General features: G+C 61.8%; 20 protein-coding genes. 11 read left to right on the plus strand and 9 right to left on the minus strand.

Annotated features, from left to right (window positions below; translation table 11 throughout):
• Window positions 1-162: 162 nt before the first annotated feature.
• The 5 genes from DXA43_RS06915 (at window position 163) to DXA43_RS06935 (ending at window position 5,936) form a co-directional block, all read left to right on the plus strand.
• Complete coding sequence (locus tag DXA43_RS06915; RefSeq protein ID WP_117806658.1) at window positions 163-1,035, plus strand: nitroreductase family protein; 873 nt, start codon at window positions 163-165, stop codon at window positions 1,033-1,035.
• Window positions 1,036-1,194: 159 nt separating this feature from the next.
• Window positions 1,195-3,222 (plus strand): KUP/HAK/KT family potassium transporter, encoded by a 2,028-nt coding sequence (locus tag DXA43_RS06920; RefSeq protein WP_117806659.1) that lies wholly within the window; start codon window positions 1,195-1,197, stop codon window positions 3,220-3,222.
• 31 nt (window positions 3,223-3,253) lie between these two features.
• The gene (locus DXA43_RS06925) at window positions 3,254-3,478 is read left to right on the plus strand and encodes a hypothetical protein (RefSeq protein ID WP_117806660.1); all 225 of its coding nucleotides are present in this window, start codon (window positions 3,254-3,256) and stop codon (window positions 3,476-3,478) included.
• A gap of 114 nt (window positions 3,479-3,592) precedes the next feature.
• On the plus strand, window positions 3,593-5,218 hold the full coding sequence (locus DXA43_RS06930) for an ATP-binding protein (RefSeq protein ID WP_117806661.1): 1,626 nt from the start codon (window positions 3,593-3,595) through the stop codon (window positions 5,216-5,218).
• A 4-nt stretch (window positions 5,219-5,222) separates the two neighbouring features.
• Window positions 5,223-5,936, plus strand: a complete 714-nt coding sequence (locus DXA43_RS06935; protein ID WP_197032188.1) for a response regulator — start codon at window positions 5,223-5,225, stop codon at window positions 5,934-5,936.
• 106 nt (window positions 5,937-6,042) lie between these two features.
• Here DXA43_RS06935 and rlmKL read toward each other — a convergent pair whose 3' ends face one another.
• Window positions 6,043-8,610 (minus strand): bifunctional 23S rRNA (guanine(2069)-N(7))-methyltransferase RlmK/23S rRNA (guanine(2445)-N(2))-methyltransferase RlmL, encoded by a 2,568-nt coding sequence (gene rlmKL, locus DXA43_RS06940; RefSeq protein ID WP_117806662.1) that lies wholly within the window; start codon window positions 8,608-8,610, stop codon window positions 6,043-6,045.
• Window positions 8,611-8,685: 75 nt separating this feature from the next.
• On the opposite strand from rlmKL, the gene DXA43_RS06945 reads away from it, so the two are divergent.
• Window positions 8,686-9,513 carry an HAD hydrolase family protein gene (locus tag DXA43_RS06945; RefSeq protein WP_158550151.1) on the plus strand — a complete coding sequence of 276 codons (828 nt, stop codon included), beginning with the start codon at window positions 8,686-8,688 and terminating at the stop codon, window positions 9,511-9,513.
• A gap of 193 nt (window positions 9,514-9,706) precedes the next feature.
• Window positions 9,707-10,411 carry a transaldolase gene (locus DXA43_RS06950; protein ID WP_199580544.1) on the plus strand — a complete coding sequence of 235 codons (705 nt, stop codon included), beginning with the start codon at window positions 9,707-9,709 and terminating at the stop codon, window positions 10,409-10,411.
• Window positions 10,412-10,791: 380 nt separating this feature from the next.
• On the opposite strand, the gene DXA43_RS06955 is transcribed toward DXA43_RS06950, so the two are convergent.
• The 4 genes from DXA43_RS06955 to DXA43_RS06970 form a co-directional block, all read right to left on the minus strand.
• On the minus strand, window positions 10,792-12,939 hold the full coding sequence (locus DXA43_RS06955) for a Tex family protein (protein WP_117806664.1): 2,148 nt from the start codon (window positions 12,937-12,939) through the stop codon (window positions 10,792-10,794).
• A gap of 420 nt (window positions 12,940-13,359) precedes the next feature.
• Window positions 13,360-14,400 carry a Gfo/Idh/MocA family protein gene (locus tag DXA43_RS06960; protein ID WP_055286288.1) on the minus strand — a complete coding sequence of 347 codons (1,041 nt, stop codon included), beginning with the start codon at window positions 14,398-14,400 and terminating at the stop codon, window positions 13,360-13,362.
• 69 nt (window positions 14,401-14,469) lie between these two features.
• Window positions 14,470-15,726 (minus strand): MFS transporter, encoded by a 1,257-nt coding sequence (locus tag DXA43_RS06965; RefSeq protein ID WP_117806665.1) that lies wholly within the window; start codon window positions 15,724-15,726, stop codon window positions 14,470-14,472.
• Between the two features lie 84 nt (window positions 15,727-15,810).
• Entirely contained in the window at window positions 15,811-16,692 is an 882-nt protein-coding gene (locus DXA43_RS06970) for an SDR family NAD(P)-dependent oxidoreductase (protein WP_117806666.1), read from the minus strand.
• 232 nt (window positions 16,693-16,924) lie between these two features.
• Here DXA43_RS06970 and DXA43_RS06975 point away from each other — a divergent pair, with 232 nt between their 5' ends.
• Window positions 16,925-17,803, plus strand: coding sequence for a LysR family transcriptional regulator (locus DXA43_RS06975; protein WP_117806667.1), 879 nt, complete (start codon window positions 16,925-16,927; stop codon window positions 17,801-17,803).
• A 203-nt stretch (window positions 17,804-18,006) separates the two neighbouring features.
• On the opposite strand, the gene DXA43_RS06980 is transcribed toward DXA43_RS06975, so the two are convergent.
• Genes DXA43_RS06980 through DXA43_RS06990 form a run of 3 tightly spaced genes read right to left on the minus strand, consistent with a single transcriptional unit; the run spans window position 18,007 to window position 22,232 of the window.
• The gene (locus tag DXA43_RS06980) at window positions 18,007-19,926 is read right to left on the minus strand and encodes an ABC transporter ATP-binding protein (RefSeq protein WP_117806668.1); all 1,920 of its coding nucleotides are present in this window, start codon (window positions 19,924-19,926) and stop codon (window positions 18,007-18,009) included.
• Complete coding sequence (locus DXA43_RS06985; RefSeq protein WP_117806669.1) at window positions 19,919-21,733, minus strand: ABC transporter ATP-binding protein; 1,815 nt, start codon at window positions 21,731-21,733, stop codon at window positions 19,919-19,921. Before DXA43_RS06985 ends, DXA43_RS06980 begins: the two co-directional genes overlap by 8 nt.
• Window positions 21,726-22,232, minus strand: a complete 507-nt coding sequence (locus DXA43_RS06990; protein WP_117806670.1) for a MarR family winged helix-turn-helix transcriptional regulator — start codon at window positions 22,230-22,232, stop codon at window positions 21,726-21,728. The genes DXA43_RS06985 and DXA43_RS06990 overlap by 8 nt, the downstream gene beginning before the upstream one ends.
• A 452-nt stretch (window positions 22,233-22,684) precedes the next feature.
• Here DXA43_RS06990 and DXA43_RS06995 point away from each other — a divergent pair, with 452 nt between their 5' ends.
• From DXA43_RS06995 to DXA43_RS07005, 3 genes are all read left to right on the plus strand, one after another.
• A complete protein-coding gene (locus DXA43_RS06995) occupies window positions 22,685-23,509 on the plus strand; it encodes a PfkB family carbohydrate kinase (protein WP_117806671.1) in 825 nt (274 codons plus the stop codon).
• A complete protein-coding gene (locus tag DXA43_RS07000; protein WP_117766739.1) occupies window positions 23,502-23,831 on the plus strand; it encodes a TIGR04076 family protein in 330 nt (109 codons plus the stop codon). The genes DXA43_RS06995 and DXA43_RS07000 overlap by 8 nt, the downstream gene beginning before the upstream one ends.
• Before the next feature lie 262 nt (window positions 23,832-24,093).
• Complete coding sequence (locus DXA43_RS07005; protein WP_199580545.1) at window positions 24,094-25,467, plus strand: ATP-binding protein; 1,374 nt, start codon at window positions 24,094-24,096, stop codon at window positions 25,465-25,467.
• A gap of 234 nt (window positions 25,468-25,701) precedes the next feature.
• Here DXA43_RS07005 and DXA43_RS07015 read toward each other — a convergent pair whose 3' ends face one another.
• Complete coding sequence (locus DXA43_RS07015; protein ID WP_117806673.1) at window positions 25,702-26,166, minus strand: low molecular weight protein-tyrosine-phosphatase; 465 nt, start codon at window positions 26,164-26,166, stop codon at window positions 25,702-25,704.
• Window positions 26,167-26,203: the final 37 nt, after the last annotated feature.

Below are 26,203 nucleotides of genomic sequence, written 5' to 3' on the forward strand. Positions count from 1 at the left end.
GTTACCAAGATATGCGCTGCAATTGGTGGCTGCGCACAACAACCAGCCATATTAACGCGCACGTGTGGCGGTGTGGCGCAATATAGCGGCGACCTGCGCGATAATGGACGGGAATTACACGGAAACGTAAAGGCTTCTTAAAGAAATGGCGAGGGTAGGGCGATGAGCGAGCAGGTTTGCAAGGCGGACATGGGCAGCGACGGAGCTGCGGTCGTGGATACATACGGCTATCCGGTCGAGACTACGGGCAACGCGGTGCTGGACATCTTGGAGCATCGCTCGTCTACGCGTGCCTTCGCGCGTGATGACGATGACCGTCCCGTGGCGGTGACCGACGAACAGCGGGCGGCGATTCTGCATGCGGCGAGCCGTGCGCCGTCGGCAGGCGCCATGATGATGTATTCCATCGTGAGCATTCGTGAGCAGGCCACATTGGACCGCCTGGCCGACCTGTGCGATCATCAGCCCATGATCGCCAAGGCGCCCTGGGCACTCATATTTGTAGTCGACTATGCCAAGTGGATCGATCTGTTTGAGCACGTGGGCTGCTTTGAATCCGAGTTTGTCGAGCGCACGGGCAAGGCGCCCCGCCGCGCGCCGGGTTTGGGCGACTTTGCCATCGCGGCGCAGGATGCCGTGATCGCCGCTCAAAACGCCGTGGTCGCCGCCGAATCTCTGGGGCTGGGGAGCTGCTATATCGGCGATATCGTCGAGAACGCCGAGGAAGTTGCCGCACTGCTTGACTTGCCTGCCTATACCATGCCGCTGTCGATGCTCATCATCGGCACGCCCCGTAAGGAGCACCCGGCGATCGCGCATCCCGTGGTGAACCTGGTGCACGAGGAGCGTTATTGCCGTGCCGACGCTGCGACCATGGATGCGCAGGTGGCCGAGATGGACGCGATGTTTCGCCCGCACGCCCGCGAGGTGGGCGAGCGCGTCGTCGACATCTACACCCGCAAACACACGAGTCCCTTTATGGCCGAGATGAGCCGCTCCATGGAGTGGTGGTTCAAAAACTGGCTCGGCAAATGACGGATGTGACAAGGGAGCAGTCCCTTTGTCACATTCCATATCGCCGTGGTGGCCTAAAGGCCGTATAAATGTTTATCTAGCTGGGAAAACGGCGCCATTCAAACATGGGTCGATTACCTATAATCCCCTCGAACGTTAAAAATGGGAGGAAACTGGCTTATGGAACAAAAGGCCAAGGAGGCAGCTTCGCACGCTGCGATTCCTGTGAGCATCTCGGCGATGCTCGTCACGCTGGGCGTGGTGTACGGCGATATCGGCACCAGCCCCATGTATGTAACCAAGGCGCTCGTTGCCGGCAACGGCGGCATCGGAAGCGTCACGCAGGAGTTCGTGCTCGGCGCGCTCTCCCTTGTCGTGTGGACGGTCACGCTGCTGACGACCGTCAAGTACGTGCTGATCTCGCTGCGCGCCGACAACCACGGCGAGGGCGGCATCTTTGCCCTGTACAGCCTGGTCAAGCGCTGCGGCAAATGGCTCATCATCCCCGCCATGCTGGGCGGCGCGGCGCTCCTCGCCGACGGCATCCTGACGCCTGCCGTTACCGTCACCACGGCCATCGAGGGCCTGCGCACCATCCCGGCGGTCCATGCCGTGCTCGGTGACGACCAGGGTCGTGTCGTCGCCATCACGCTTGCCATCATCATCGCGCTCTTCTTGGTGCAGCGCATCGGCACGGCCAAGATCGGTCACGCCTTCGGCCCCATCATGACGCTGTGGTTTTTGTTCCTGGGCGGCACGGGCCTGTTCTTTGTCTGCCAGTATCCCGCGGTGCTGCTGTGCCTCAACCCGTTGCGTGGCATCGCTTTTCTGCTGAGCCCCAACAACCATGCGGGCATCATGATTTTGGGCAGCTGCTTCCTCGCTACCACCGGTGCCGAGGCGCTCTATTCCGACATGGGCCATGTGGGCCGCGGCAATATCTATGCCACCTGGCCGTTCGTTAAGTGCTGCCTGCTGCTGTCCTACATGGGCCAGGGCGCGTGGCTTATCAACAACGCCGGCAACCCGGAGCTCATGGGTATCGCCGACCTCAACCCCTTCTACCAGATGCTCGCCCCGGGTCTGCGCCCCTTTGCCGTCGGCCTTTCCACCGTCGCGGCCATCATCGCCTCGCAGGCGCTCATCACCGGCGCATTCTCGCTGGTGTCCGAGGCCAGCCGCCTGGACCTCATGCCGCATATGCAGGTCTTCTATCCTGCCGAGACCAAGGGCCAGCTCTACATCCCCATGGTCAACAACGTCATGCTCGTGGGCTGCGTCGTCGTGGTGCTGCTGTTCCAGAACTCGGCGCACATGGAGGCCGCGTACGGCCTGGCCATTACCCTGACCATGATGTGCACGACAATGCTGCTCTTCTTCTATCTGCACGTGGAGCGCAATCTCAAGGTCGCGCCGTGGATCTTTGCTGCCTTCTTCCTTTTGCTCGAGGGTTTCTTCTTTGTGAGCTCGCTCACCAAGTTCTTCCACGGCGGCTACTTCACCATCCTTATGGCTGCACTCATCATGGGCATTATGGTGTGCTGGTACAACGGTACGGCGGTCGAGCAACGTCAGTTTACGCTGCTGCCGCTGCGCAGCTATCTGCCGCAGCTCAAACGCCTGCGCGACGACGATCGCTACGAGCTCATGAGCGACAACATCGTGTACCTGACCAAGGACACCAACACCGACTATATCGACCGCGATATCGTCTACTCGATTTTGGACAAGCACCCCAAGCGCGCTCGCGCCTGGTGGTTCGTGAATGTCGAGACCATGGAGGAGCCGCATACCTTTGCCTACTCGGTCGAGACGTTCGGCACCGACTACGTATTCCGCGTGCATCTGTATCTGGGCTACAAGATCAACCAGCGCGTCAATGCCTATCTGCGCCAGGTTGTTCAGGACCTGGCTGCCAGCGGCGAGCTGCCGGCGCAGACGCATGACTACTCGGTCTACAAGGACCCGGGCAACATCGGTACGTTTAAGTTCGTCATGATCCGCAAGCTGCTGGCGCCCGAAAGCGACGTGGAGCCCAGCGAGCGTACGGCCATCACGCTCAAGTACATCATCCGCCGCGCCGCCGGCACGCCTGCGCGCTGGTACGGCCTGGAGAACTCCAACGTGAGCTTTGAGTACGTGCCGCTGTTCACCAAGTTTAAGGCCGTGAGCAAGATGCAGCGCCTGGCTCCCGACGAGCGTCCGTAGGCGCCGACGGGCTGCATGGAGTTGGTTTTCGATGGACAAGATTGAGGCCGGGGAGGCAAACATGGATACAAAGGCGCTCGATGGCCGCGAGGCGGTGGTCGAAATGGTGCGTGAGGCGCGCGTCGACGCCGCCGAAGATCGGTTCTTTACGAATCGGGCCAACATGGACATGGCCGATCGCGTGATTTCGGTCGTGGCGCTGGTGTTTGTCGCGGCGTGCGTGTGCGCACTGCTCGCGCACGCGCTGTTTGTCTAGCGACCGCAGGCTGCAAAGGCTATACACTTGAAACCACCACAAGGAGGCCATCACCGCAAAGGTGCCAGTCCCCTTTGTGGTGGTTTTTGTTTTTGAGAGAGGGGCGGGGCGCTGATGGACGTCCGTGCGGACGGCGATATTGCCGAGAACTTTTGGTGGCGGCGTACAACGCTGACGCGTCGCAGCCCTCTGTATGACGCCTGCGTATCGGCGGGGCTGCTAGCCGCGGCGACGATTGTGGGCGCGCTGCTCGACCATCCGGGGCTCGCGCCGAGCATCATGATCGTCTATGTGTTCGCCGTGCAGCTGTGCGCTTTCTTTACCTGGAGCCGCCTGTACTGCCTGCTGAGCTCGGCTGCCGCCGTGGCGCTCTACAACTTCTTGTTTGTCGACCCGCGCTACGCGCTGTCGTTTATCGACCGCGCCTATCCCGGCATGTTCTTCATTATGTTTGCGGTCTCGCTCGTATCGAGCTCGATCGCGCTGGCCCTGCGCCGCGCCTTGGCGCAGGCTGCCGCCAGCGACCGTCGCACGCAGATGGTGCTCGAGACTAACCGCATGCTGCAGCGGTGTGGCGATCAGCAACAGATTGTGCACGCTATGGCAACGCAGCTAGCGCGTCTTTCGGACTGTCCGGTCGTGTGGTATAGCGCCGATGCCGATAACGATGACCTGCTGCCGCGCACGACGTACACGGCTGTGGGCGATGCCGCGCCGGTACACCAGCTGGCGCCGCAGATGCCGCCGCGGCTCTCGGCGTCCGCCTATGTGGGAACGCCGCTCGATGCCACCTATGGCGCCTCGGCGTTCTACGGCATATACCTGACCGTGCGCTCGGGCGACACCATGGTGCGCGCGGGCGATCCCGCCTCGGTGGTGGGGGTGTTCGCCATTGTCGCCGAGCCCGATGCGCTGACGCCTGAGGAGCGGACGCTTGCCGATGCCATCGTGAGCGAAGGCGAGCTGGCGCTCGATCGCGCCCGCGCCATGGAGGCTCGCGAGGAAGCGGCGGTGCTCGCCAAAAACGAACAGCTGCGTGCCAACTTGCTGCGCTCCATCTCGCACGACCTGCGCACGCCGCTCACCAGTATTTCGGGTAATGCCGACGTGTTGCTCGACCAGGGCTCGACCGGCACGGCCGTGCTCGACGACCAGACACGCCGCGGCATGCTCCTATCCATTCGCTCGGACGCGCAATGGCTCAACGCCACTGTCGAGAATCTGCTCGCCATCACCAAGCTCGAGGGTGGCGGTATGCGCCTGTCGACCACGCTCGAGCTCATGGACGATATCGTCGAGGAGGCGCTGCGCCACGTGAACCCGGCCGTGCGCGAGCACGACCTTAAGGTGGTGGCGTGCGATGAGCCGGCGCTCGTCAACGTCGACGCGCGCCTGATGGTGCAGCTGGTGGTCAATCTGGTGAACAACGCCATCACCTATACGCCTGCGGGCTCGCATATCGTGATCTCGATTGGCGTCCATGATGGATGCGTGGCGTGCTCGGTTGCTGATGATGGCCCGGGCATTGCGCCCGAGGACCGCGAGCGAATCTTTGAGTCGTTCTACACCGCCAACCATGGCCTGGCCGACAGCTGCCGCAGTGTAGGCTTGGGGCTGTCGCTCTGCCGCTCCATTGCGCTGGCACATGGCGGTAGCATAGAGGTTACCGCGGCGGACCCGCACGGTTCGGTCTTTACGATTGAGCTTCCCGCCGCCGACGTTTCGTTTGATAAGGAGTAGCGCTGTGCCGAACTCTGCCGTGAAACCGCTCATCTTGGTCGTTGAGGACGACCCCGCCGTCCGCAACCTTATCGTCGCCGCGCTCGAGGCGCACGGTTTGCGCCATATGGCTGTGGAGACCGCCCACGCCGCCATCGCCGCCGCTTCGTCGCAGGCGCCGAGCATTGTGCTGCTCGATCTGGGCCTGCCCGATATGGACGGCGTCAAGGTGGTGGAGTCGGTGCGCGCGTGGTCGGGCATGCCGATCATCGTGGTTTCGGCGCGCAGCGAGGACGCGGACAAGATCCGAGCGCTCGATGCCGGCGCCGATGACTACCTGACTAAGCCGTTTTCGGTCGAGGAGCTGCTCGCGCGCATTCGCACCACGCTCAGGCGCCTTTCGTATGCGCAGGCGGGCGGTGTTGTCTCCGAGGGCTCGTTCGATACCGGCGAGTTGCATATCGATTTTGATGCCGGCATCGCCACGATGGATGGCGAGGAACTGCATCTGACGCCGATTGAGTACAAGCTCTTGTGCCTGCTGGCACACAACGCCGACAAGGTGCTGACGCACCAATTTATCCTGCACGAGATTTGGGGTACGGCGACCAAGAGCGACCTGGCGAGCCTGCGTGTCTTTATGGGCACGTTGCGCAAGAAGATCGAGTCCGACCCCGCGCACCCGCGCTATATCCAGACGCACGTGGGTATCGGTTACCGATTGGTCACTCAAGGGTAGGGCAGAGCGCGGCCCCCAGACGCGGCCCCTCTATGAGTTGCGGTGGGATAGTTCCCGTATTTGGCTTTTGATGAGGCCATTTGGGAACTATCCCACCGCATTTTTGTTACTTGCCCTTGGGCTTGCTCGCGTAGAACTTCTTCTTTTTGGGCTTGCCGGCAGGGGAGGGTTTGGCGGCAAAGTTCGACTTGCCGTTGCCGGACTGCGCGTGCGCGGGCGATGCTGCGCGAGGCTTGCGGGCTCCGGGGTTGCGCAGTTCCTCGACGCGCTCAGCAATTTCCTCGGCGCTAAAGCCGACCTCGGCCATGGCGTCCTCGATGGGCAGGCGGCGCACGATGTAGCAGTGGTGCACCTTCTGGTTGCGCGCGAAATCCTCGGGGATGGTCTGCTCCGTAATGTCCTCCAGCACCACGCCTGCGCGCGCAAGCTTGCGCGTCTCGGGGCGGAAACCGCGCAGGTTGCAGCTAAAGATGGCATGGCCGCCCTGCGCGAGCAGGCGCGATACGCCGGCCAAAAGCTCAACATGGTCGCGCTGAACATCCCAGGTGCGACGGCCCATCTTGGACGAGTTCGAGAACGTGGGCGGGTCGACAAAGATCAGGTCCCAGCGGTTGCGCGTCTGGCGCTGGTCGCGAATCCAGGCGAGCACGTCGTCGCGCACAAAATGATGCTGAGGCCCCACAAAGCCGTTCTGGCGCATGTTGCGCTCGGCCCAGTCCAGATAGGTGTTGGAGAGGTCGACCGTCACGGTCTCCTCGACGCCGCCGTCTGCCGCATAGCAGGTGGCAGTGCCGGTGTAGGCAAACAGGTTGAGGAAGCGGCGCGCCTGCTTGGCGTGCTCGCGCACTAGGTTGCGGGTGACGCGGTGGTCCAGGAAGATGCCCACATCCAGATAGTCGTCAAAGTTGACGGCAAAGGTAAGGCCGCCCTCCTCGATGAGCGGCAGGCGACGGCGCGCGATGTTGGCGCGCTCGCCCGGGCCGCCCTTGCCGGCGCCCTGCTTGCCGTACTGCGAGCCGCCGCGCGAACGCATGCGGGCCTTGGCATGCACATGCTCGGCTGGGACATCCAGGATGCGCGGCGCGATGGCCAAGATGTCGAGCATACGGGCCTGGGCCAGCGCCGGGTCGATGGTCTTGGGCGCCGCGTATTCGGCGATGACGAGCCAGCGGCCTGGAGTCTGTGGGCAACCCTCGTACAGGTCGATGGCGGCGGAGTAGTCGGGCAGGTCGGCATCGTAGACGCGGTAGCAGCTCACGCCCTCGCGCTTGGCCCACTTGCGGCGCAGGCGAGCGTTCTTGCGCAGGCGGTTGGCGAACTGCTCGGATTCGGGGATGAGCACGGGCAGCGGCTTGCCGTCGCCCAGGTCGAGCGTGGCAGCGGGCTCGGGCATGGCAGAAGCTGCGGCCTCATCGTTGACTTCGTTGGCATCCGCAACCTCGGCCTCGGCATCCGCGCTGGTCGCAGCCTCAAACGCTGCGGCGGCGTGGTCGAGCGAGGGCCAGACTTCGACGGTCGCCTCTTCGTTGTTGGGCATGACGGCGATCGAGCGCTCGGGCTCGGTGTGGAGCGCGCGGGCCAGCAATCCGTCGCGGGTGAGCGCGGCGACCGGCGCCGCGGCAAGCTCGGGCGCGCGGCGCAACTCGCCGATGAGCGTCATGGTGTCATGCATGAGCGAAAGCGGTGTCTCGGTCGTATCCGCGACCACGGCGGCGCCGGCGACAGCGCCCGCGTGGTCCAGTACGGTGGCGGACTTGGCGGCGCAAAAATCGACAAAGCGCTTGTAGCCGGCACATTTAACCATGCGCTCAGCGGTCTTGCGGGCGGCGGGGTCAACATCCACGGCCACGATGCGCGCCTGGCGCTCGCGCGCTGCCGCCTCGCGCTCGCGCGCCTCGGCAAGCAGCTGCTCCCACAGGGCGGCATCGTGCAGCTGCCAGCCCTCAAAGCCCCAGCGCTCGCGTGTGGCGCCCGGGGCGCGGTCGGTCAGAATGTTCACGGCCTCCAGCAGCAGACCGCCGCCGGCGCACGAGGCATCGATCAGCGTGGGAAGGGCTTCGTTCTCGTAATCGTCGGCCGTCAGCTCGCGCTCGCATAGTGCGGTCCAGCCGACCTGCGCCAGCACCAGGGCGGCGTAGTCGGGGCGCAACACGTGTGCGCCCTCGCCGGCACGAGTCGCAGCGGGCGGCAGGCGTTTGAACAGCGGGTCGCCCGAAAGGTCCAGGCTGATGCTCGCGCGGCGCTGACGCAGCGAAAGCAGTAGGTGAACATCGGGGTCGGCGGCATCGACGTCGGCGCGACGGCCCGTGGTCTCGGCAAGACGGTCGCACAGCGCGTCCTTGGCGCGCAGGGCCGAGAAGCGCGTGTTGCGCAGCTGCTCGGTCACGCCGCGGGCGGTGATGGCGATGGTAGCGCCCGGGTGAACGATGCTTTCCCAGGCGATGTCGTAAACGCCGTCGTACAACTCATCGGCATCCTGCGCCTCAAAGCGCCCAAGCACTACAAACACGCGGCTGGCCAGGCGCGACCACAGACAGGCGCGGTAACCTTCTTCGAGCTCGCCCTCAAATGTAGCGCGGCCCTTCAGGCGGCGGACATGCGAAAGCCCGAGGCGTTTAAGCTCATCGGCGAGTGCGGACTCAAAGCCCTCGGGGCAGCTTGCGTAAAATTCCATGGGTGACCTCTCTGGTTGCGTCGCTCCATTATATGATGGATGCTTCGTTTGCCCTTATCCTCGAAAGGAACCCATATGATTGATGCGTGTCCCGAACCCGCTGTGCTCTTTTTTGACGTGGACGGCACGCTGACGTCGTTCGATCCCGACGATATGACCGATAAGGACTTCAATGCAATCCATCCGTCGAAGGCCGTTGTCGATGCATTTGGTCGCCTGCGCAATGCGGGTCACCAGGCATTTATCTGCACGGGTCGCCCCTTGTGGCTGATTGCCGATGGCCTGCGCGCGCTGAATCCGGCGGGTATCGTTGCCATGGCGGGGGCCACGCTCGAGGTCGAGGGCCGCGTGGCACACGAGGACTGCATTGACGAGGACATTGTTGAGGAGCTCGCGCGTCGCATTACTGTGGCGGGCGGCGAGGCGTTGTTCGAGACGAACGGTGCCACCTATTCACTTGAGCCAGTTGGTGTCGAACAGTCATTTCTGCTAGGCGCCGGCGTGGTGCATGGCACCGACCAGATGCGCGTCGATGGCCGCTTGCGCGTAGGCAAGGTGTGCATTAACGCGTACGACCTGGCTCGCGTAGCCAACGATGACGGCTTTATCGAGCGCGAGTTTGAGCTGTGCAACACCGGTGGTCAGAATCGCGAGCTGAGCCCCAAGGGCATCGACAAGGGCGTGGGCGTGGCACGAGCGCTGGAATACCTGGGTCGCACCGGCAACGCGCGCACCTTTGGCTTTGGCGATTCCGGCAACGATCTGGGTATGCTCGCCGCCGTCGAGACGGCTGTAGCCATGGGCAACGCCATGCCCGAGGTCAAGGCAGTCGCCGACTACGTGACCGACGATGTCGCACACGATGGCACCGTCACAGCGATGCAACATTTCGGCCTCATCTAATGAATCTCGCCTTCTGACGTTTGCTTAAACTGCGACTCTTTGCGTTTGCATGCTCAATCGATTTATCAATCCAAACACTGAGGTGTTTATACCGTTCGCCGAGAAGATGAAAACCCGCAGCTCACGCCTTGATAAACGTAGGTAAAGTGTTTAGCAGTTTATCGCCCATGTGCAAGCGAAAGGAATCAGGCAGATGGCAATCAAGGTGTTCGCTGACGGTGCAAACCTCGAGGGCATGCTCGACATGTACGAGAACGGCAACGTTCAGGGTTTCACGACCAACCCGTCCCTTATGAAGAAGGGCGGCGTGACGGATTACCGCGCGTTTGCCAAGGAGGTCCTGGCCCACATCACCGATGTGTCCGTCTCGTTTGAGGTCTTTGCCGACGACGTCGAGACCATGGAGGTCGAGGCCCGCGAGATCGCTACCTGGGCCGAGAACGTCTACGTCAAGATTCCGTGCGTGACTACCAAGGGCGAGTCCACCGCCGAGCTGGTGCGCAAGCTTTCGGCCGATGGCATCAAGGTCAACGTCACCACCATCTTTACGCCTACGCAGGTCGACGAGATGGTCGAGGCCGTTGATGCCGAGACGCCGTCCATCATCTCGCTCTTTGCCGGCCGTATCGCTGACACCGGCGTCGATCCCATTCCGTTTATGACGGAGTCGGTGAAGAAGGCCGCCGCCAAGCCCAACTGCGAGGTCCTGTGGGCGTCCACGCGTGAGCTTATCAATATTTACCAGGCGGAAGGATGCGGTTGCCAGATCATCACGGTGCCCAACAGCATCCTGGCCAAGCGTAAGAACATCGGCCGTGACCCGTACGAGGTCTCGCTCGATACCGTGCGCGGTTTTGCCAAGGATATCGCCTCGCTCGGTTTCCATATCCTGCCGTAACGCGAACGCTGGCTACATCGCGGGTTGTTCGCCCCGGCCTTTCCTTTCCCTATCGCTCACGCGCTTCGCGAGGGTCGCGCTAGGCAAAGGAAAGGCCGGGGCTGCCGACACGAACTTGCCGGTAGGTTGGTGATAGGCTTCCATATCCTGCCGTGGACAAAGGTACCCCCGCCTGCGCCGTGCAAAATTGAGAGTATTCAGCAAGGTAAAGGCTTTTACCAGCTGGGTGAAGCATGGAACAGCCCCCGTTTTGGCTCTGATGACGCTAAAACGGGGGCTGTTTCTTGCTTTTTCGTCTCTGAGGGGCATCCGGAACGGTGGAATTTGCAGAATACTCGCGATTTTGCACGTCGCGAGAGGGGGGACCCTTGCTTGGCGGTTTACTTCCCCTGCACCATGGTGAGGGAGATCTTCTTGCGGTCGCGATCGACCTTTTCAACCCACACCTTGACCGTGTCACCGACGCGTACCACGTCGCTGGGGTGCTTGACGAAGCGGTTGGCCAGCTTGGAGATGTGCACGAGGCCGTCCTGGTGCACGCCCACGTCGACGAAGGCGCCAAAGTCGACGACGTTGCGCACCGTGCCCTTGAGTTCCATGCCGGGCTCCAGGTCGTCGATCGAAAGCGCCGAGCGGCTAAAGACTACCTCGGGCGCGTCGTCGCGCGGGTCGCGACCGGGCTTTTTGAGCTCGTTGACGATGTCGATGAGTGTGAGGGTGCCGCAGTCCAGGTCGCTTGCCAGCGCCGAGATGCTGCCCAGGCGGCGCTCGATGTCGGGCACGCCGCCGCAGCTGAGCTCGCTTGCCGCAACGCCGCCACGCTCCAGGACGGCCGTGGCCACCTCGTAGCTTTCGGGGTGGACGCTTGTCGCGTCGAGCGGGTTTTTGCCGCCGCTGATGCGCAGGAAGCCCGCGGCGTTGAGATATGCCTTGGGTCCCAGCTTGGGGACCTTCTTAAGCTGACGGCGATCGGTAAAGGCGCCGTTTTCCTCGCGGTATGCCACGATGTTCTTGGCCACGCTCGGCGTAATGCCCGATACGTATCCCAGCAGGCTTGCGCTTGCGGTGTTGACGTCGACGCCCACGCGGTTAACGACGTCCTCCACCACGTGGCCCAGGGTGCGTGAAAGCTCGGCCTGGTCAAGGTCGTGCTGGTACTGGCCAACGCCGATGGACTGGGGCGGAATCTTGACGAGCTCTGCCAGCGGGTCTTGCAGGCGGCGGCCCAGGCTCATGGCGCCACGTACGGTGACGTCCAGGTCGGGATATTCCTGGCTGGCGAGCTCGGAGGCGGAGTACACCGACGCGCCCGCCTCGTTGACGATGGTGTAGCGAAGGCTGGGCGCCTGCTCGGCAATAAACTCCGAGACGACTTCCTCGGTCTCGCGGCTGGCGGTGCCGTTGCCGATGACGATGGTGTTGACGCTGTCCTTCTTGACGAGGCGGGCGAGCTCGCGCTTGGTGCCGGCGACGTCGTGGCGCGGCTTGGTGGGGTAGACCACGCCGTGGTCGAGTAGCTTGCCGGTCTCGTCCATGACGGCGACCTTGCAGCCGGTACGGTAGCCCGGATCGAGCGCGAGCACGCGGGCGCCGCGTACGGGGCGTGCCGAGAGCAGGCCTTCGAGATTCTTGGCAAAGACGTTGATGGCCTCGGTCTGGGCGCGAACGGTGAGTTTGGCGCGGGCCTCGCGCTCCAGCGAGGGGGCCATGAGGCGCTTGTAACCGTCAGCGATGGCGGCATTAAAGACGGGAGCAAACACGCCCTGGCGACGGGGCCAGCGGCTGCCGAGGCGTGCCGTAGCGGCAGCGCCGTCGACGTTCACGCGCACGCGGAGCTTGCCCTCACGCTCACCGCGGTCGATAGCCAGCACACGGTGGTTGGGGATGCGACGCAGCGGCTCATCATAGCTGTAGTACGGCTCGTAGGGGGTCTTCTCGGCGGGGTCGGTGGCCTCGACGACGATGTCGGCGGTGTTTTGCGTAAAGGCGCGCAGGTCGGCGACGTTCTCGGGGTCCTCGGCCACCGTCTCGGCCACGATGTCCGCCGCGCCGGCAAGCGCCTTTTCGGGCGTGTCGAAGCCGGCCTCCTCGTTGACGTATGCCGCGGCGGCGTCGAGCGCGCTGCCCTTGGCCGAGGCCTGCATGATGATCATGTTGGCGAGCGGCTCCAGGCCGGCCTCGCGGGCCTTCTGCGCGCGGGTCATGCGCTTTTTGCGGTAGGGCTTGTAGAGGTCCTCGACACGCTGGAGCTGTGTGGCCTCGCGAATCTGTTGCTCGAGTTCGGGCGTGAGTTTGCCCTGGGCGCCGATGAGCAGAATGACGTCCTCTTTGCGCTGCTCAAGATTACGCAGGTAGGACAGGCGCTCGTCGAGCGCGCGCAGGGCGACATCGTCCATGCCGCCCGTGGCTTCCTTGCGGTAGCGCGAGATAAAGGGAATGGTGTTTCCCTCGTCGATGAGCTTGACGGCCGCCTCGACGTTGGCGGCCTTAAGGTTGAGCTCGCGCGCGAGCTGGGCGATAAGATCCATGGGACTCCTTGCGTTTGAGGTGCGTTTGCAGCACAGAGCTACCAAGGATACCACCTGCCACTTCGCTCAAAAAAGACTGTTTTGGCGCGGGACCACGAAAGCGGCCTATCTACTACGTTTGAACCGTGTGGGTCGACCATCCCCCGGTTTTCCGAAAATGCGCAAGCCATTTACCTGCGGTTTTTATTTCGCGAAATTCGGTATGGATGAGGGTGATTGGTTAAACGTAGTAGATAGGCACATTTCGTGGCGAACGAATCAAGCTAAGGTGCAAAAAGTCCCCCGTCCCAGAAAAATCATTGGCAAGGTAGCAAAATGCCCCGCGGGCAGGAGGCTGCTCGCGGGGCAAAGAAGAGGGACTTGTTGATGGCAGACCGAGGGACTCGGCATGGGGTTTCTGCCGCGGCCGCTCTCAAGGCATTACAGCTCGACGAGCTGGCCGGTCTCGGCTGCCTCCTTGATAGCGTTGAGAAGCGTGAGCGTCTTGACGTTGTCGGCGGGGGTCACGACGGGCTCGACCTCGCGGCGGACGACCTTCACAAAGTGCTTGAGCTGCATCTTGTGCGGCAGTGCCGGGTCGACAGCCGGAATCTCCATCTGCAGCGGCTTGTGCCAGTTGGAGGCGCCGTCGTAGGAGAACTGGTGCAGGCGGGGCAGCGACAGGGCGCCCTTGGTGCCGCCGATAAAGTAGGCGTCGGCGTCGAAGGGGCGGTACTGCGGGTCCTCGCGAGCAGTCGCCTCCCAGTTCCAGGGGCTGGCGGTGGCATCGGAGATGGTCATGCTTGCGAGCGCGCCATCGGCAAAACGGACGTTGACCACGGCGGAGTCCTCGGTCTCAAAACCGCGGGCGGCGCTGGACTGCATACCCTGGACGGCAACGGGCTCGCCCAGCAGATAGCGGAGCAGGTCGACGTCGTGAACCAGGTTAACCAGGATCGGGCCGGCACCCTTCTTGCGGCGCCACTCGACATCGAAATACTCGTCATTCTTATAGATCATGTAGTGGAAGCTCGACACGGTGAGCTTGCCCAGCTCGCCAGACTCGATGATCTCCTTGGCCTTGTTCACAAACGGGTTGTGGCGACGGTGCTGACCCACGAGCACGGGCACGCCGGCGGTCTCGGCCTCGGCGGCAAAGGCCTGGGCATCCTCGAGATCGTTGGAGATCGGCTTTTCGACCAGCGGCACGATGTTGCGCTTGATGGCCTCGCGAGCAACGCCCAGGTGCAGGTCGTTGGGGGTGGCGATAATGACGGCCTCGGGTTTGACCTCGTCCATCATCTGGGCGGGATCGGTGTAAAACGGCACGCCAGCGGCCTCGGCCGTGGCGCGTGCGCCCTCAAAGGCGTCGGCGATGGCGACGAGCTCGGCCTCGGGCTCCTCGGTGACAAAGCGGATGTGGTTGCGGCCCATGGCACCGGCGCCGATAACGGCAATGCGGACGGGGTTGAGCTCAGACATTTCGACTCCTTAATACTGGTGACCGGTGGAATGCGACAAAAGGGCTGCCCCTTTGTCGCATCGGTAAAACTAGGCGGACTTCTTCTTGCTGTCGGAGACCATCATGTAGACGGTGAGTACGACGGCGATGGCGGCAATCACGATGGCGCCGTAGAAGGACTGCTGGTAGGCGGCGCTGCCGGCCTCGGCGTGATACAGCACGGCAGTGATGGGCTGGCTGATCCAGGTGGAGGCGGCGTAGCCCAAAAACATGATGCCGTAGTTGACGCCGATGTTGCTGGTGCCAAAGGCGCCACCGGTGAGCGGCGGGTAGATGACGAGCAGGGCGCCAAAGCTAAAGCCGAGCAGGGCGAGCGCCACAAAGAACATGCTCTGCGTAAAGCTCATCGACATGATGACGAGGGCGACGATGGTCACGACAAGGCTGATGAGCAGCGACTTGTAGGCACCGATCTTGTCGATGATCTGGCCAAAGGACAGACGGCCGACCAGGTTGGCGCAGGTGTTGACGGAGACGACCACGCCGCCGAGGGCGACGGCTGCGGCACTCGTGGGGTCGGCGAAGAGCTGGACGGCGGCGATGGAGGCAACCTTGCCCACGAGCAGGGTGCCCGCGGTGGCGGCGAAGGCGAAGGTGGCGATGAGGACCCAGAAGCGCGGGGTTTTGACCATCTCGCCCGGGGTGAGGTCGCCGAAGGTGCCGGCGTGCGCGCCGCCCTTGGGGGCCTCGAAGCCCTCGGGCAGCCAACCGGCCTCGGGGGCCTTCAGGAACAGGGCGGAGGCGGCGATCGTCACAAAGAAGATGACGCCGAGTGCCTTAAGGGCGCCAAAGATGCCAAGGCTCGGGATGAGCAGCGAGGCGAGCACCGGGGACAGCACGGCGGGGCCGGCGGTCGAAGCGGCCAGGGTGATGCCGGAGGCGAGGCCCTTTTTGTCGATGAACCACTTTTGGCCGGTGGTGAGCGCGGGGTTGTAGTCCAGGCCGTTGCCGATGGCGGCGACGAGCGAGAACCACAGGTAGAACTGCCACGGCTCGGTGACGGTGCCGGACATGAACCAGCCCACGCCGTAGCACACGGCGGCGGCGATCACGACGTTGCGCGGGCCGATCTTATCGGAGATGCGGCCGGCGAAGATGCCCGTCACGGCCATGATGGTCTGGAAGACCGGGAAAGCCCAGGTAAGAGCGCTGGACCACTCGGGATAGACGGCGAGCAGGTTCTTGCTCACAACGGAATACAGCGCGATGGAGCTGATGAAGAACATGGTGACGCACGCGGCGGAAAGCACGACGGCGCGACCCTTGTTGGAGTTGGTGGAAGCCATTGGACTCTTTCTAATCGATACGGGGGAGGGGCGGGGCAAACGCCGCTGAGGTGCTTGCCCCGCGCCCCTTTCTACCGGGCTGGTTTACTGGTCAGTCGGCTTTGCGACGTCGGACTCATCGGACCAGAGCTCGACGCCCTTGTTCTTGAGGTAGTTGTCGGCGTATGCGCGACGGCCGCCGGGCTTGGCGGTGAGGTCGCCCATCATATTGGAGAAGCCGCCGTCGACCTTGATGGCGTCGCCGGTGGTAAAGTCCGAGCGCTTGGACGCCAGGAACATGACGGCGTTGGCGATATCGCTGACCTCGCCGATGCGGCGCGTGGCGATAAGGCGGCTGCGGCTCTTCTCGACCTCGGGGTCGGCGTAAAAGCTCGCCGACATGGGGGTCTTGACAAAGCAGGGCTCGACGCAGTTGGAGCGGACGCCGTAGGGGCCCCACTCGGCGGCCAGCATCTTGGACATCATGTTGACGCCCGCCTTGGTGGAGCTGTACACGCCCGAGAACGTCTCGGGGGAGTGGCTGGCGACGGTCGAGATGTGCACCAGGCGACCCTGGCCGGCCTTGATCATCTCGCGACCAAAGCGCTGCGAGGTGATGAAGTAGCCGGTGAGGTTGACGTTGAGTACCTGCTCCCAGTCGCTCAGCGGCAGGTCCTCCATAGCGGCGAAGCGCAGGATGCCGGCGGTGTTGACGAGAACGTCGACGCGGCCGAAGTTGGCGATGGTGGCGTCGACGGCGGCCTGAACCTCGGCCTCGTCGGTGGCGTTCATCTTGTAACCCTCGGCGTGGATGCCAAACTCGGCAGCAAGGTCGGCGGCAGCGGCCTTGACCTTCTCCTCGTCCAGGTCGAGCATGACGACGTTGGCGCCGTTGCGGGCGAACTCGCGGCAAATCTCGACGCCCATGCCGCCGAGTGCGCCGGTCACGGCGCAGACATCGCCCTCGAGCTTAAGCCAATTGCTCATAGGAACTTCCCTTCTTGTGCCTCCCGGTGGGTCGCTCCCATTAATCGACCCACGTGGTTTTCGCTGGTTATCGTATGCTTTGCATTTGCGCAGGTAAATTGCATATTTGTTAGAATGGCGTAAACCTATGGTTTATAGTTTGCAAGATGACTGGCCCTTATTGAGTGTGTGACCTGCCAAAACAACCCCCTTTGGTAGCGCGCGGGCATACGTCTGGAAACAGGAGATTGACGTGTACGATCGACGACTTGAGGCCATATCGGCCGCCGCGGAGCTGGGAAGCTTTTCGCGTGCGGCGGCAAAATTGCGCGTGTCGACTCCGGCGCTCGTCAAGCAGGTGTCGGGCTTCGAGGCCGAGTTCGGCATCACGCTGTTCGAACGCTCGCACTCGGGCGTCAAAGTGACGCCGGCGGGCGCGCTGCTGGTAGACGATGCGCGCTCGATCATGCGCCAGTCCGAGGACGCGTTGCGCCGCGCCCGGCGAGCGGCGGGCGATGGCGGTGCGGTGCGCCTGGGCGTATCGATGATGTGCCCGGGGCGCCACACGCTCGCGCTGTGGCCGCAGGTGCACGACATGGAGCCGCGCTTGCGTTTTGAGATTGTGCCGGTGGGGGACCTTTACGACGAGCGCGAGACCGTCATGCGCAGCTTGGGCCGCGAGGTCGATGTGGTGCAATCGAGTTTTTCAACCCCACGTTGGGGTGATGCCTGCCAAAAGCTCCGCATTGTCAACGTGCCGTTTTATATCGATCTGCCGCGCACGAGCCCGCTGGCGCGCAAGAATCGCATTACGGTTGCCGACTTGGAGGGTATGCGTCTGCGCGTACTGCGCCACGGCAACGACGCCATGGACAGCCTGCGCATCGATCTTTTGGCCGATGGCGGCGTGGACGTGATCGACGTGGACAGTTTTGACTTTGCGCTCTTTAACGAGGCGGAGGAAAAGGGCGACGCGGTGCTCACTTGCGGGGCGTGGTCGGGCGTGCACCCGGCTTTTGTAGGCGTGCCGTTCCTATGTGGCCGCGAGGTGCCGGTCTTCTTGCACTACCCGCTCGAGCCCACCCTCCAAGTACAAAAATTCGTCAACGCCATGGCCCAACTCCTCAAGTAGCTTACACAAAACGAGGCCCTGGCCAAACGGCCAGGGCCTCACTAACCTTTATTCCGTTTTAAACAACGGGCTGATTGCGCGCAGGAGGGTGCCCCGGGGCGGCGGGGTATTTCCTCCGCGCGCAGTTTCGCAGCGAAGCGAGAATGTTTGAGCACGGAGGAATTACCCCGACGCCCCGGGGCACCCTCCGTCAGTAACCGTTCCTACTCCAGCTCAAACGCTCCCGTGTACAGCTGGTAGTAATACCCGCGCTTGGCGATCAGCTCGTCGTGGTTGCCGCGCTCGATGATGCGGCCGTGATCCAGACAGATGATCGCGTCAGAGTTGCGCACGGTGGACAGGCGGTGTGCGATGACAAACGTCGTGCGGCCTTCCATGAGCTTGTCCATGCCCGCCTGCACGATAGCCTCGGTGCGGGTGTCGATGGAGCTCGTTGCCTCGTCCAGAATCATTGCCGGCGGATCGGCGACGGCGGCGCGTGCGATCGAAATCAGCTGGCGCTGGCCCTGCGACAGCTGGGCGCCGTTGCCGGTGAGCATGGTGTCATAGCCGTCGGGCAGGCGGGTGATAAAGTCGTCCGCGCCCGCGAGCTTGGCCGCCGCGATGCACTCCTCGTCGGTCGCATCCAGGTTGCCGTAGCGGATGTTATCCATCACGGTGCCGGTGAACAGGTTCACGTCCTGCAGCACGACGCCCAGGCTTCGGCGCAGGTCGGCCTTGCGGATCTTGTTGACGTTGATGCCGTCGTAGCGGATCTTGCCGTCGGCGATGTCGTAGAAGCGGTTGATGAGGTTGGTGATGGTCGTCTTGCCGGCTCCGGTGGCGCCGACAAACGCGACCTTCTGGCCCGGCTTGGCAAACACGGACACGCCGTGCAGCACCTCGTGGTCGGGCGTGTAGCCAAAGTCGACGTTGTCCATGACCAGGTCGCCGCGCAGCGGTACGTACTCGATCTCGCCGGTTGCGCGGTGCGGATGCTTCCATGCCCACATGCCGGTGTGGTGGTCGGCCTCCTCGAGCTGCCAGGTATCGGGGTTGACCTGCGCGTTGACGAGCGTCACATAGCCTTCGTCGGCTTCGGGCTTCTCGTCGATGAGCTCAAAGATACGGTCGGCGCCGGCGAGGCCCATGACCACGGCGTTGATCTGCTGCGAGATCTGGCCGATCTGTCCGCAGAACTGCTTGGTCATGTTGAGGAACGGCACCACGACGGCGATCGACAGCGCCATGCCCGAGATGCTCAGGTTGGGCACGCCCAGCGCCAGGAAAATGCCGCCGGCAAGGGCCACCAGCACGTAGAGCAGGTTGCCCAGGTTCATAAGGATGGGCATGAGGATGTTGGCGTACATGTTGGCCTTCTGTGAGACCTCGAAGAGCTTTTCGTTGCGCTCGTCAAAATCGGCCTCGGCGGCAGACTCGTGGCAGAACGCCTTGACGACCTTCTGACCGTTCATGACTTCCTCGATATGGCCCTCGACCACGCCGAGCTCGGTTTGCTGCGCAATGAAGAAACGCGCGGAATTGGAGCCGAGCAGCTTGGTCATAAAGGTCATAAAGGCGACGCCGGCGATGATGACCAGGCACATCCACACGCTGTAGTACAGCATGATAAAGAACACCGTGACGATGATGATGATCGTCATGAGCAGGTTGGGCAGCGACTGACTGATCATCTGGCGCAGCGTATCGATGTCGTTGGTGTAGTGGCTCATAATATCGCCGCGCTGGTGCGTGTCGAAGTAGCGGATCGGCAGGTCCTGCATGCGGTTGAACATCATCTCGCGCAGCTTCTCGAGCGAGCCCTGCGTGACGATAGCCATGGCGCGGTTCCAGAAGAGCGAGGACAGGACACCGACGCCGTAGATGCAGGCGAGGGTGGTCACGAGCTGCAGAATCTTGGGCTGTGCGGCTTCCCAATCGCCCGACTGCCACGATTCGCTAATAATCTGCAGGGCGCTCTGCAGGAAGGTCGCGCCGATGGAGTTGATGATGGCGCAGAGCACCACGCCGGCGACGACGAGGGGCAAAAGCACGGGATAGAAGCCAAAGAGCGTCTTGATGAGGCGCGACATGGTGCCGCCCTTGCGGTTGAGCGCGCGCTCGGCGGTCGTTGCCTTACTCATGTGCCTCGCCTCCTTCCTGGGTCTGAGCTTGCGTTGCGGATGCCTCGGTGTCGGCCTCGACGGCCCCTTCGTCCTCGGCAGACATCTTGTTTTGCGAGGTAAAGGTCTCGCGGTAGATCTCGCTCGTCTTGAGTAGCTCGTCATGGTTGCCGATCTGTGCGATGCGGCCGCCCTCCATGACAATGATGCGGTCTGCGTCCTGCACGGAGCTGATGCGCTGGGCGATGATGATCTTGGTCGTGTTGGGCAGATAGCTTGCCAGCCCTGCGCGGATCTTAGCGTCGGTCTTGGTGTCGACGGCGCTGGTGGAGTCGTCCAGGATCAAGATCTTGGGGCGACGCAGCAGGGCGCGTGCAATGCACAGGCGCTGCTTCTGACCGCCCGAAACATTAGAGCCGCCCTGTTCGATCCAGGTGTCGTAGCCCTTGGGGAAGCCGTCGACAAACTCATCGGCGCAGGCCAGATGTGCCGCCTCGCGGACTTCCTCGTCGGTGGCGTTCGGGTCGCCCCAGCGCAGATTCTCGGCGATGGTGCCGCTAAACAGCACGTTTTTCTGCAGCACCATGGCGACCTGGTGGCGCAGTGCGTCCAGGTCGTAGTCGCGCACGTCCACGCCGCCCACGCGCACAGCGCCTTCGGTGGTGTCGTACAGGCGGGCGATGAGGTTAACGAGCGTGGACTTGGCCGAGCCGGTGCCGCCGATGATGCCGATGGTCTCGCCGCTCGTAATGTGCAGGTCGATATCGTCGAGCGCCTGGCGCTTCGCATGCTTGGAATACTTAAAGCTCACGTGGTCAAAGTCGATGGAACCGTCGGCAACCTCGAGCACGGGCTCGGCGGGATCGGCGATCGTGGGCTCGGCGGCCAGCACCTCGGCAATGCGGTGTGCCGATTCGTCGGCCATGGTCACCATGACAAAGATCATCGACAGCTGCATCAGGCTCATGAGAATCTGGAAACCATAGGTAAAGGTCGAGGAGAGCTGGCCCACGTCGAACAGCGTGCCCTGGCTCGTGATGATGAGCTTGGAGCCCAGGTAGATGATGACGACAAACGCGCCGTTGACGCAGATGTTCATCATGGGGTTGTTAAAGGCGAGCAGTTTCTCGGCGCGGGTGAAGTCCATCTGGACGTCGCGTGCGGCGGTCGCGAACTTCTCCTTCTCAAAGTCTTCGCGCACATAGCTCTTGACCACGCGCATGCCGGTGACGTTTTCCTCAACGGACTCGTTAAGGGCGTCGTACTTGTGGAACACACGCGAGAAGATGGGGCGCACCTTAAAGATGATAAAGAACAGTCCAAAGCCCAGCAGCGGAATGATGACCAGGTAGACCATGGCGACGCTGCCGCCCATGATAAATGCCATGGTAAAGGCGAAGATCAAGACCAGCGGCGCGCGCACGGCGATACGGATGATCATCATAAAGGCCTGCTGAACGTTGTTGATGTCGGTGGTCAGACGCGTGACGAGCGAGGAGCTCGAGAACTCATCGATGTTGGCAAAGCTGAACGTCTGGATCTTGTAGAACAGGTCGTGACGCAGGTTCTTGGCGAACCCGCAGCTCGCATGGCTGCAGGTGACGCCGGCCGCGGCGCCAAAAGCAAGGGATGTTAGCGCGATGAGCACCAAAAAGCCTGCGGTGGGAAGCATCTCGGCTACGGTGGCGCCGTCTTTGATGGCGTCGATCAGGTTGGCGGTGATAAATGGAATCAGCATCTCGCAGAGCACCTCGCCAAGCACGAGCAGCGGCGTGGCAACAGTGACTTTCATATAGTCGCGGATGCTTCCCATGAGGGTTTTAATCATCCAGTTCCTCCCAGGTTACGCGGATTTTATCGAGCATTTCGGCGAGGTCCTCGCGCTCGTCGTGGGTGAGCGCGCTAAAGGCCCGTTCTCTAAAGCGGATGCGGGCCGCCTGGTCGATGCGGGCGTTTTCCCGGCCGGTTTCGGTCAGGCGAATGGTGAGTTGCCGTCGATCCTTGGGGTTACGGCTGCGCTCGATGAGGCCGTTGAGCTCGAGCTTGGACAGGATCTCGGAAAGCGATCCCGGCTTGAGGTCAAAGTGCATGCCGAGCTCCTGCTGCGACATCTCGCCGCCGGGTTGCTTGGCCAGCAGGCAGATGATGGGCGCCTTGCCGGATACGCCTCCGCCATGAAAGTGCATGTAATGGCCGCAAAAGCCCAGGCCACTCAGGATGCGCTTGGCGAGTTTGTCTTCGGCGCTGACCGCTTCGGGTACATCCGCCGGCTGTGATGGGTCGCCGCCGGGCTCGTGCGAACAAAGGCTAAGAGGTTCATCGCACATGAATTAGTGCCGCTCCTTTCTTTAGTTAGGTAGAGGAATTGTTTTGTGCCTAACTAATTTAGGAGCGTGAGAAATCAATGTCAAGGTACCAAACTTATTAAGTTACGGCGTTTTACCAAACGCCGTAACCGCTCGACGCTGCAAGCGTTCCTAAGCGGCAATCTGACGTTCAATCGTCGGGCATGGCCACAAGGCCTATGCCCTCTTCTTTCACGTCACCTTGCTCGCTTAGGAACGCTTTCGCTGTCCGTCCTTCCTTAACCCGTGATTCCGCTACGGTCCGCTTCGGTGCATGTGATCCCTTGGGGACGGAGGAAAAAAAGATCATTTTCCGAAACCTTTCCGCAACAATTTGACCTCCACGGCGCCACCGCCCGCTCGCAATGCCCCCTGCGCTACACTTAGTCGCACTGTGGCGCTGCCGCGCCGCGCCCGAAACAAGGGAGACCCTCATGAAGAACACTCAGCTGCTGCTGATCAACGATATGTGCGGCTACGGCAAGGTCGCGCTTTCCGCCATGCTGCCGGTACTGTCGCACATGGGCTACCGTATCCATAACTTGCCGACGGCGCTCGTTTCCGACACGCTCAACTACCCCAAGTTCTACATCTACGACACCACCGAGTACGTGCGCCAAAGCCTCGCTATCTGGGAGGAGCTCGGCTTTGAGTTTGACGCCATCTCGACCGGCTTTATCGTGACTGAGGAAGAGACGCGTATCATCTCGGACTTTTGCCACCGCCGCGCGCAAAAGGGCACCAAGGTGTTCGTCGATCCCATCATGGGCGACAACGGCAAGCTCTATGCCGGTGTGCCCGAGTCGACCATCGGCCTTATGCGCAGCCTGGTCGAATGCGCCGACTATGCGGTGCCCAACTATACCGAGGCATGCCTACTCACCGATACGCCTATCGTCGAAGAGATTACGGCTGATGAGGCTCATGCACTCGTAGACGCCATGCTCGCGCTGGGCACCAGGTCGGTGGTCATTACGAGCGCCAAGGTGGACGGCAAGAACGCCGTGGTGGGCTATGACCATGTGGCGGGCGAGTATTTCACGATCCCCTTCGAGCTGATCCCGGTGTATTTCCCGGGTACGGGCGATACGTTCTCGGCCGTATTGATGGGTCGCGTGATGAGCGGCTGGACGCTTCAGCGCGCGACGGCCGACGCCATGCGCGTGGTGGCCGAGCTCATCGAGCGCAATGCCGACCAGGAGGACAAGTCGGCCGGCCTTCCCATCGAGGCCTGCCTGGACGTGATCGACCATGAGTAACGCTGGCGAGAACGGTGCCAAGCCTGCGGGCGGGGACAAGCCGCTCGGCGCGCCGCGTGGCAAGCGGCCGCGTATCCGCGTGAGCTGCGTGGACCAGCTGGGGACGTGCCGCTGCCACCATGGTCACAAGCCGGGCGACGTCTTTGACTTTGACCGAGATCGCGGCAAGATGTGCGCCATGGCCTGCCATGTGGGCTTTCCCTATATCGATATCCTGCGCTATGGCGGAACCGTGCCCGGCAACGAGCCCGGTACGGCAAAGTTCTGCTGCCCCGAGGTCGATACGTTAAACGTCTGGCTCGCCGAAATCGTCGACGAGTAGGCGAGCGAGGATTTTCTCCCACCGAGATAATGAGCGTGGATTTTCTCCCGTTTAGAGCGCACTTGAACGCTCAAAGTGGGAGAAAATCCACGCTCGATTTATATGCGGGAATCCCGACCTCGCTTACGCCTAGGTTTTATCGTCTATATTCTATATGCGAGTAAGGTCAAATTTCTGCATTTCATCCGATTTAGGCGCTAAAAATCTCTGCATTTCATCGATAATAGTCGATATAAATATCTGCATTTCATTTATCGAGGCGATGGGAGAGCTTATGTTGCGCAGGAAAATCGCTGATGAGCTTGATTGTTGGCAGAGATCCATTGAACGAAAGGCGTTGTTCGTCACGGGTTCTCGCCAAATCGGTAAGAGCTACTCGATTCGCGAGTTCGGTAAGTCAAACTACGCAACCTATATCGAGCTCAATCTCGCGGAAAACCGCCAGGCAAAAGACGCCCTTCTCGGGGCGAGGGATGCTGATGACTTCATCAGCAGGGTGACGCTTCTCACGGGCAAGTCGATAGCGCCGGGCAAAACTCTCGTATTTATCGATGAGGTGCAGGAGGCGCCGGACATCATGACGATGGCCAAGTTCCTTGTCGAGGACGGCCGTTGTCGCTGGGCATTCTCGGGGTCCATGCTTGGGACCCAATTCAAGGGCGTCAGGTCTTATCCCGTGGGGTACGTCCATGAGCTCAGGATGTTCCCGCTGGATTTTGAGGAGTTCAGCTGGGCGATTGGGGTGAGCGAAGAGGCGAGGCGCTCGATTCGCGATGCGTGCCGCAACGAGACGCCGGTTCCTGGTTATATTCACGACGCAATGATGGCAAACTTTAGGACCTATATCGTCGTTGGCGGTATGCCGGAGGTCGTGCAGCGATTCCTCGACACGCAGGGTGATCTGGCGTCCGTCCACCAGCTTCAGTCCGAGCTGAACGGGCAATACCGTCGGGATATCTCAAAATACGCGAACGGGCGCGCACTTCAGGTGCAGAGCATCTTCGACCAACTGCCTGTCATGTTGGAGGGCGAGAACAAGCGTTTCGTGCTCAACTCCATAGATCCCAAGGCGCATTACGAGAAATACCAGCGAGATTTTGTCTGGCTTGTCGATGCCGGCGTCGCTCTCAAGACCGACATTGTGACCGAGCCCAAGTCCCCCCTGCTTAAGACGGCGCGGCCGTCCCAGTTCAAGCTGTACCAGTCCGATACCGGGATGCTGATGGCCCGCTATCCCGTCGGGGTCGCTCAGGCGGCGTACCTCGACAGCAAGGAGCCCAACCTCGGCGGCGTGTACGAAAACGTAGTGGCCCAGCAGCTGGCTGCTCAAAATCGCCAGCTTTACTACTATCAGACAAAAAAGCGCGGCGAAGTGGATTTTGTGGTCGACGGCCCGGATGGAACGGCTGTTCCGATCGAGGTTAAATCGGGCTCCTATTACCATGCGCACGCTGCGTTGAACCATGTGCTTGAAACGGCCGAGTATGGCGTAAAGCGCGGGATTGTTTTCTCGAGAGGCAACGTTGAGCGCGACGGCGCCGTTCTCTATCTGCCTCTGTATGCGACTTGGGCCCTTTCGGATGTTTTGGGCGACTCCCGTGCCGAGGGGATAAAGTTGGAGGTCAAACCTGTCTAGGGCCAGTTTCGAATGCCCGGCAACGAGCCCGGTACGGCCAAGTTCTGCTGCCCCGAGGTTGATACGTTAAACGTCTGGCTCGCCGAGATCGTCGACGAGTAGTTGAGCGTGGATTTTCTCCCGTTTAGAGTGCACTTGAACGCTCAAAGTGGGAGAAAATCCACGCTCGATTTGTATGCGGGAGAAAATCCTCGCTCGCTGCATGTCGATGGCGCGGTTCGTGTGCTCGCGAGCCTACAGTTGTTCGAGCATAGCGGTGCAGCCGGTGAGCACGTCGCGGTAGGTGGCATCGAAGTTGCCGGTGTACCAGGGATCGGCCACATCGCCGGGGCGATCGGTCCAATCGAGCAGACGTGAGATCTTGCTATCGGGGTCCTTGCCAAAGATACAGTACAGGCCGCGGGCGTTTTCGTCGTCCATATAGACAATGTGGTCCCAGTCGCCATACTCCGCGCGGCGCACCTGACGCGCGCGATGTGCTACGACGGGAATCCCGACCTCGCGCAGCTTGGCAACAGTGCCACGATGCGGCGGGTTGCCAAGCTCCTCGGTCGACGTTGCAGCGGAATCGATGACAAACTCCGCCTCGCGCCCAGCGCGGCGCACGAGCTCGGTAAGCACCGACTCAGCCATCGTCGAGCGACAAATGTTCCCATGACAGATAAACAGAATACGCTGCGTGGATTGGTGGTTTCGCATGACGGTTCCTATTCCGAGCGAAGTCGTTTTTACAATA

The organism is Collinsella sp. OF02-10, from assembly GCF_003463445.1.
Lineage (GTDB): Bacteria > Actinomycetota > Coriobacteriia > Coriobacteriales > Coriobacteriaceae > Collinsella.

Coding starts and splice junctions, on each gene's coding strand:
- DXA43_RS06990 (WP_117806670.1), bottom strand. CDS start 22,232: ATGTGCGATGAACCTCTTAGCCTTTGTTCGCACGAGCCCGGCGGCGAC.
- DXA43_RS06985 (WP_117806669.1), bottom strand. CDS start 21,733: ATGATTAAAACCCTCATGGGAAGCATCCGCGACTATATGAAAGTCACT.
- DXA43_RS06965 (WP_117806665.1), bottom strand. CDS start 15,726: ATGGCTTCCACCAACTCCAACAAGGGTCGCGCCGTCGTGCTTTCCGCC.
- DXA43_RS06960 (WP_055286288.1), bottom strand. CDS start 14,400: ATGTCTGAGCTCAACCCCGTCCGCATTGCCGTTATCGGCGCCGGTGCC.
- DXA43_RS06980 (WP_117806668.1), bottom strand. CDS start 19,926: ATGAGTAAGGCAACGACCGCCGAGCGCGCGCTCAACCGCAAGGGCGGC.
- DXA43_RS06915 (WP_117806658.1), top strand. CDS start 163: ATGAGCGAGCAGGTTTGCAAGGCGGACATGGGCAGCGACGGAGCTGCG.
- DXA43_RS06945 (WP_158550151.1), top strand. CDS start 8,686: ATGATTGATGCGTGTCCCGAACCCGCTGTGCTCTTTTTTGACGTGGAC.
- DXA43_RS06970 (WP_117806666.1), bottom strand. CDS start 16,692: ATGAGCAATTGGCTTAAGCTCGAGGGCGATGTCTGCGCCGTGACCGGC.
- DXA43_RS06930 (WP_117806661.1), top strand. CDS start 3,593: ATGGACGTCCGTGCGGACGGCGATATTGCCGAGAACTTTTGGTGGCGG.
- DXA43_RS06925 (WP_117806660.1), top strand. CDS start 3,254: ATGGACAAGATTGAGGCCGGGGAGGCAAACATGGATACAAAGGCGCTC.
- DXA43_RS06950 (WP_199580544.1), top strand. CDS start 9,707: ATGGCAATCAAGGTGTTCGCTGACGGTGCAAACCTCGAGGGCATGCTC.
- DXA43_RS06955 (WP_117806664.1), bottom strand. CDS start 12,939: ATGGATCTTATCGCCCAGCTCGCGCGCGAGCTCAACCTTAAGGCCGCC.
- DXA43_RS07000 (WP_117766739.1), top strand. CDS start 23,502: ATGAGTAACGCTGGCGAGAACGGTGCCAAGCCTGCGGGCGGGGACAAG.
- DXA43_RS07005 (WP_199580545.1), top strand. CDS start 24,094: ATGGGAGAGCTTATGTTGCGCAGGAAAATCGCTGATGAGCTTGATTGT.
- DXA43_RS07015 (WP_117806673.1), bottom strand. CDS start 26,166: ATGCGAAACCACCAATCCACGCAGCGTATTCTGTTTATCTGTCATGGG.
- rlmKL (WP_117806662.1), bottom strand. CDS start 8,610: ATGGAATTTTACGCAAGCTGCCCCGAGGGCTTTGAGTCCGCACTCGCC.
- DXA43_RS06995 (WP_117806671.1), top strand. CDS start 22,685: ATGAAGAACACTCAGCTGCTGCTGATCAACGATATGTGCGGCTACGGC.
- DXA43_RS06920 (WP_117806659.1), top strand. CDS start 1,195: ATGGAACAAAAGGCCAAGGAGGCAGCTTCGCACGCTGCGATTCCTGTG.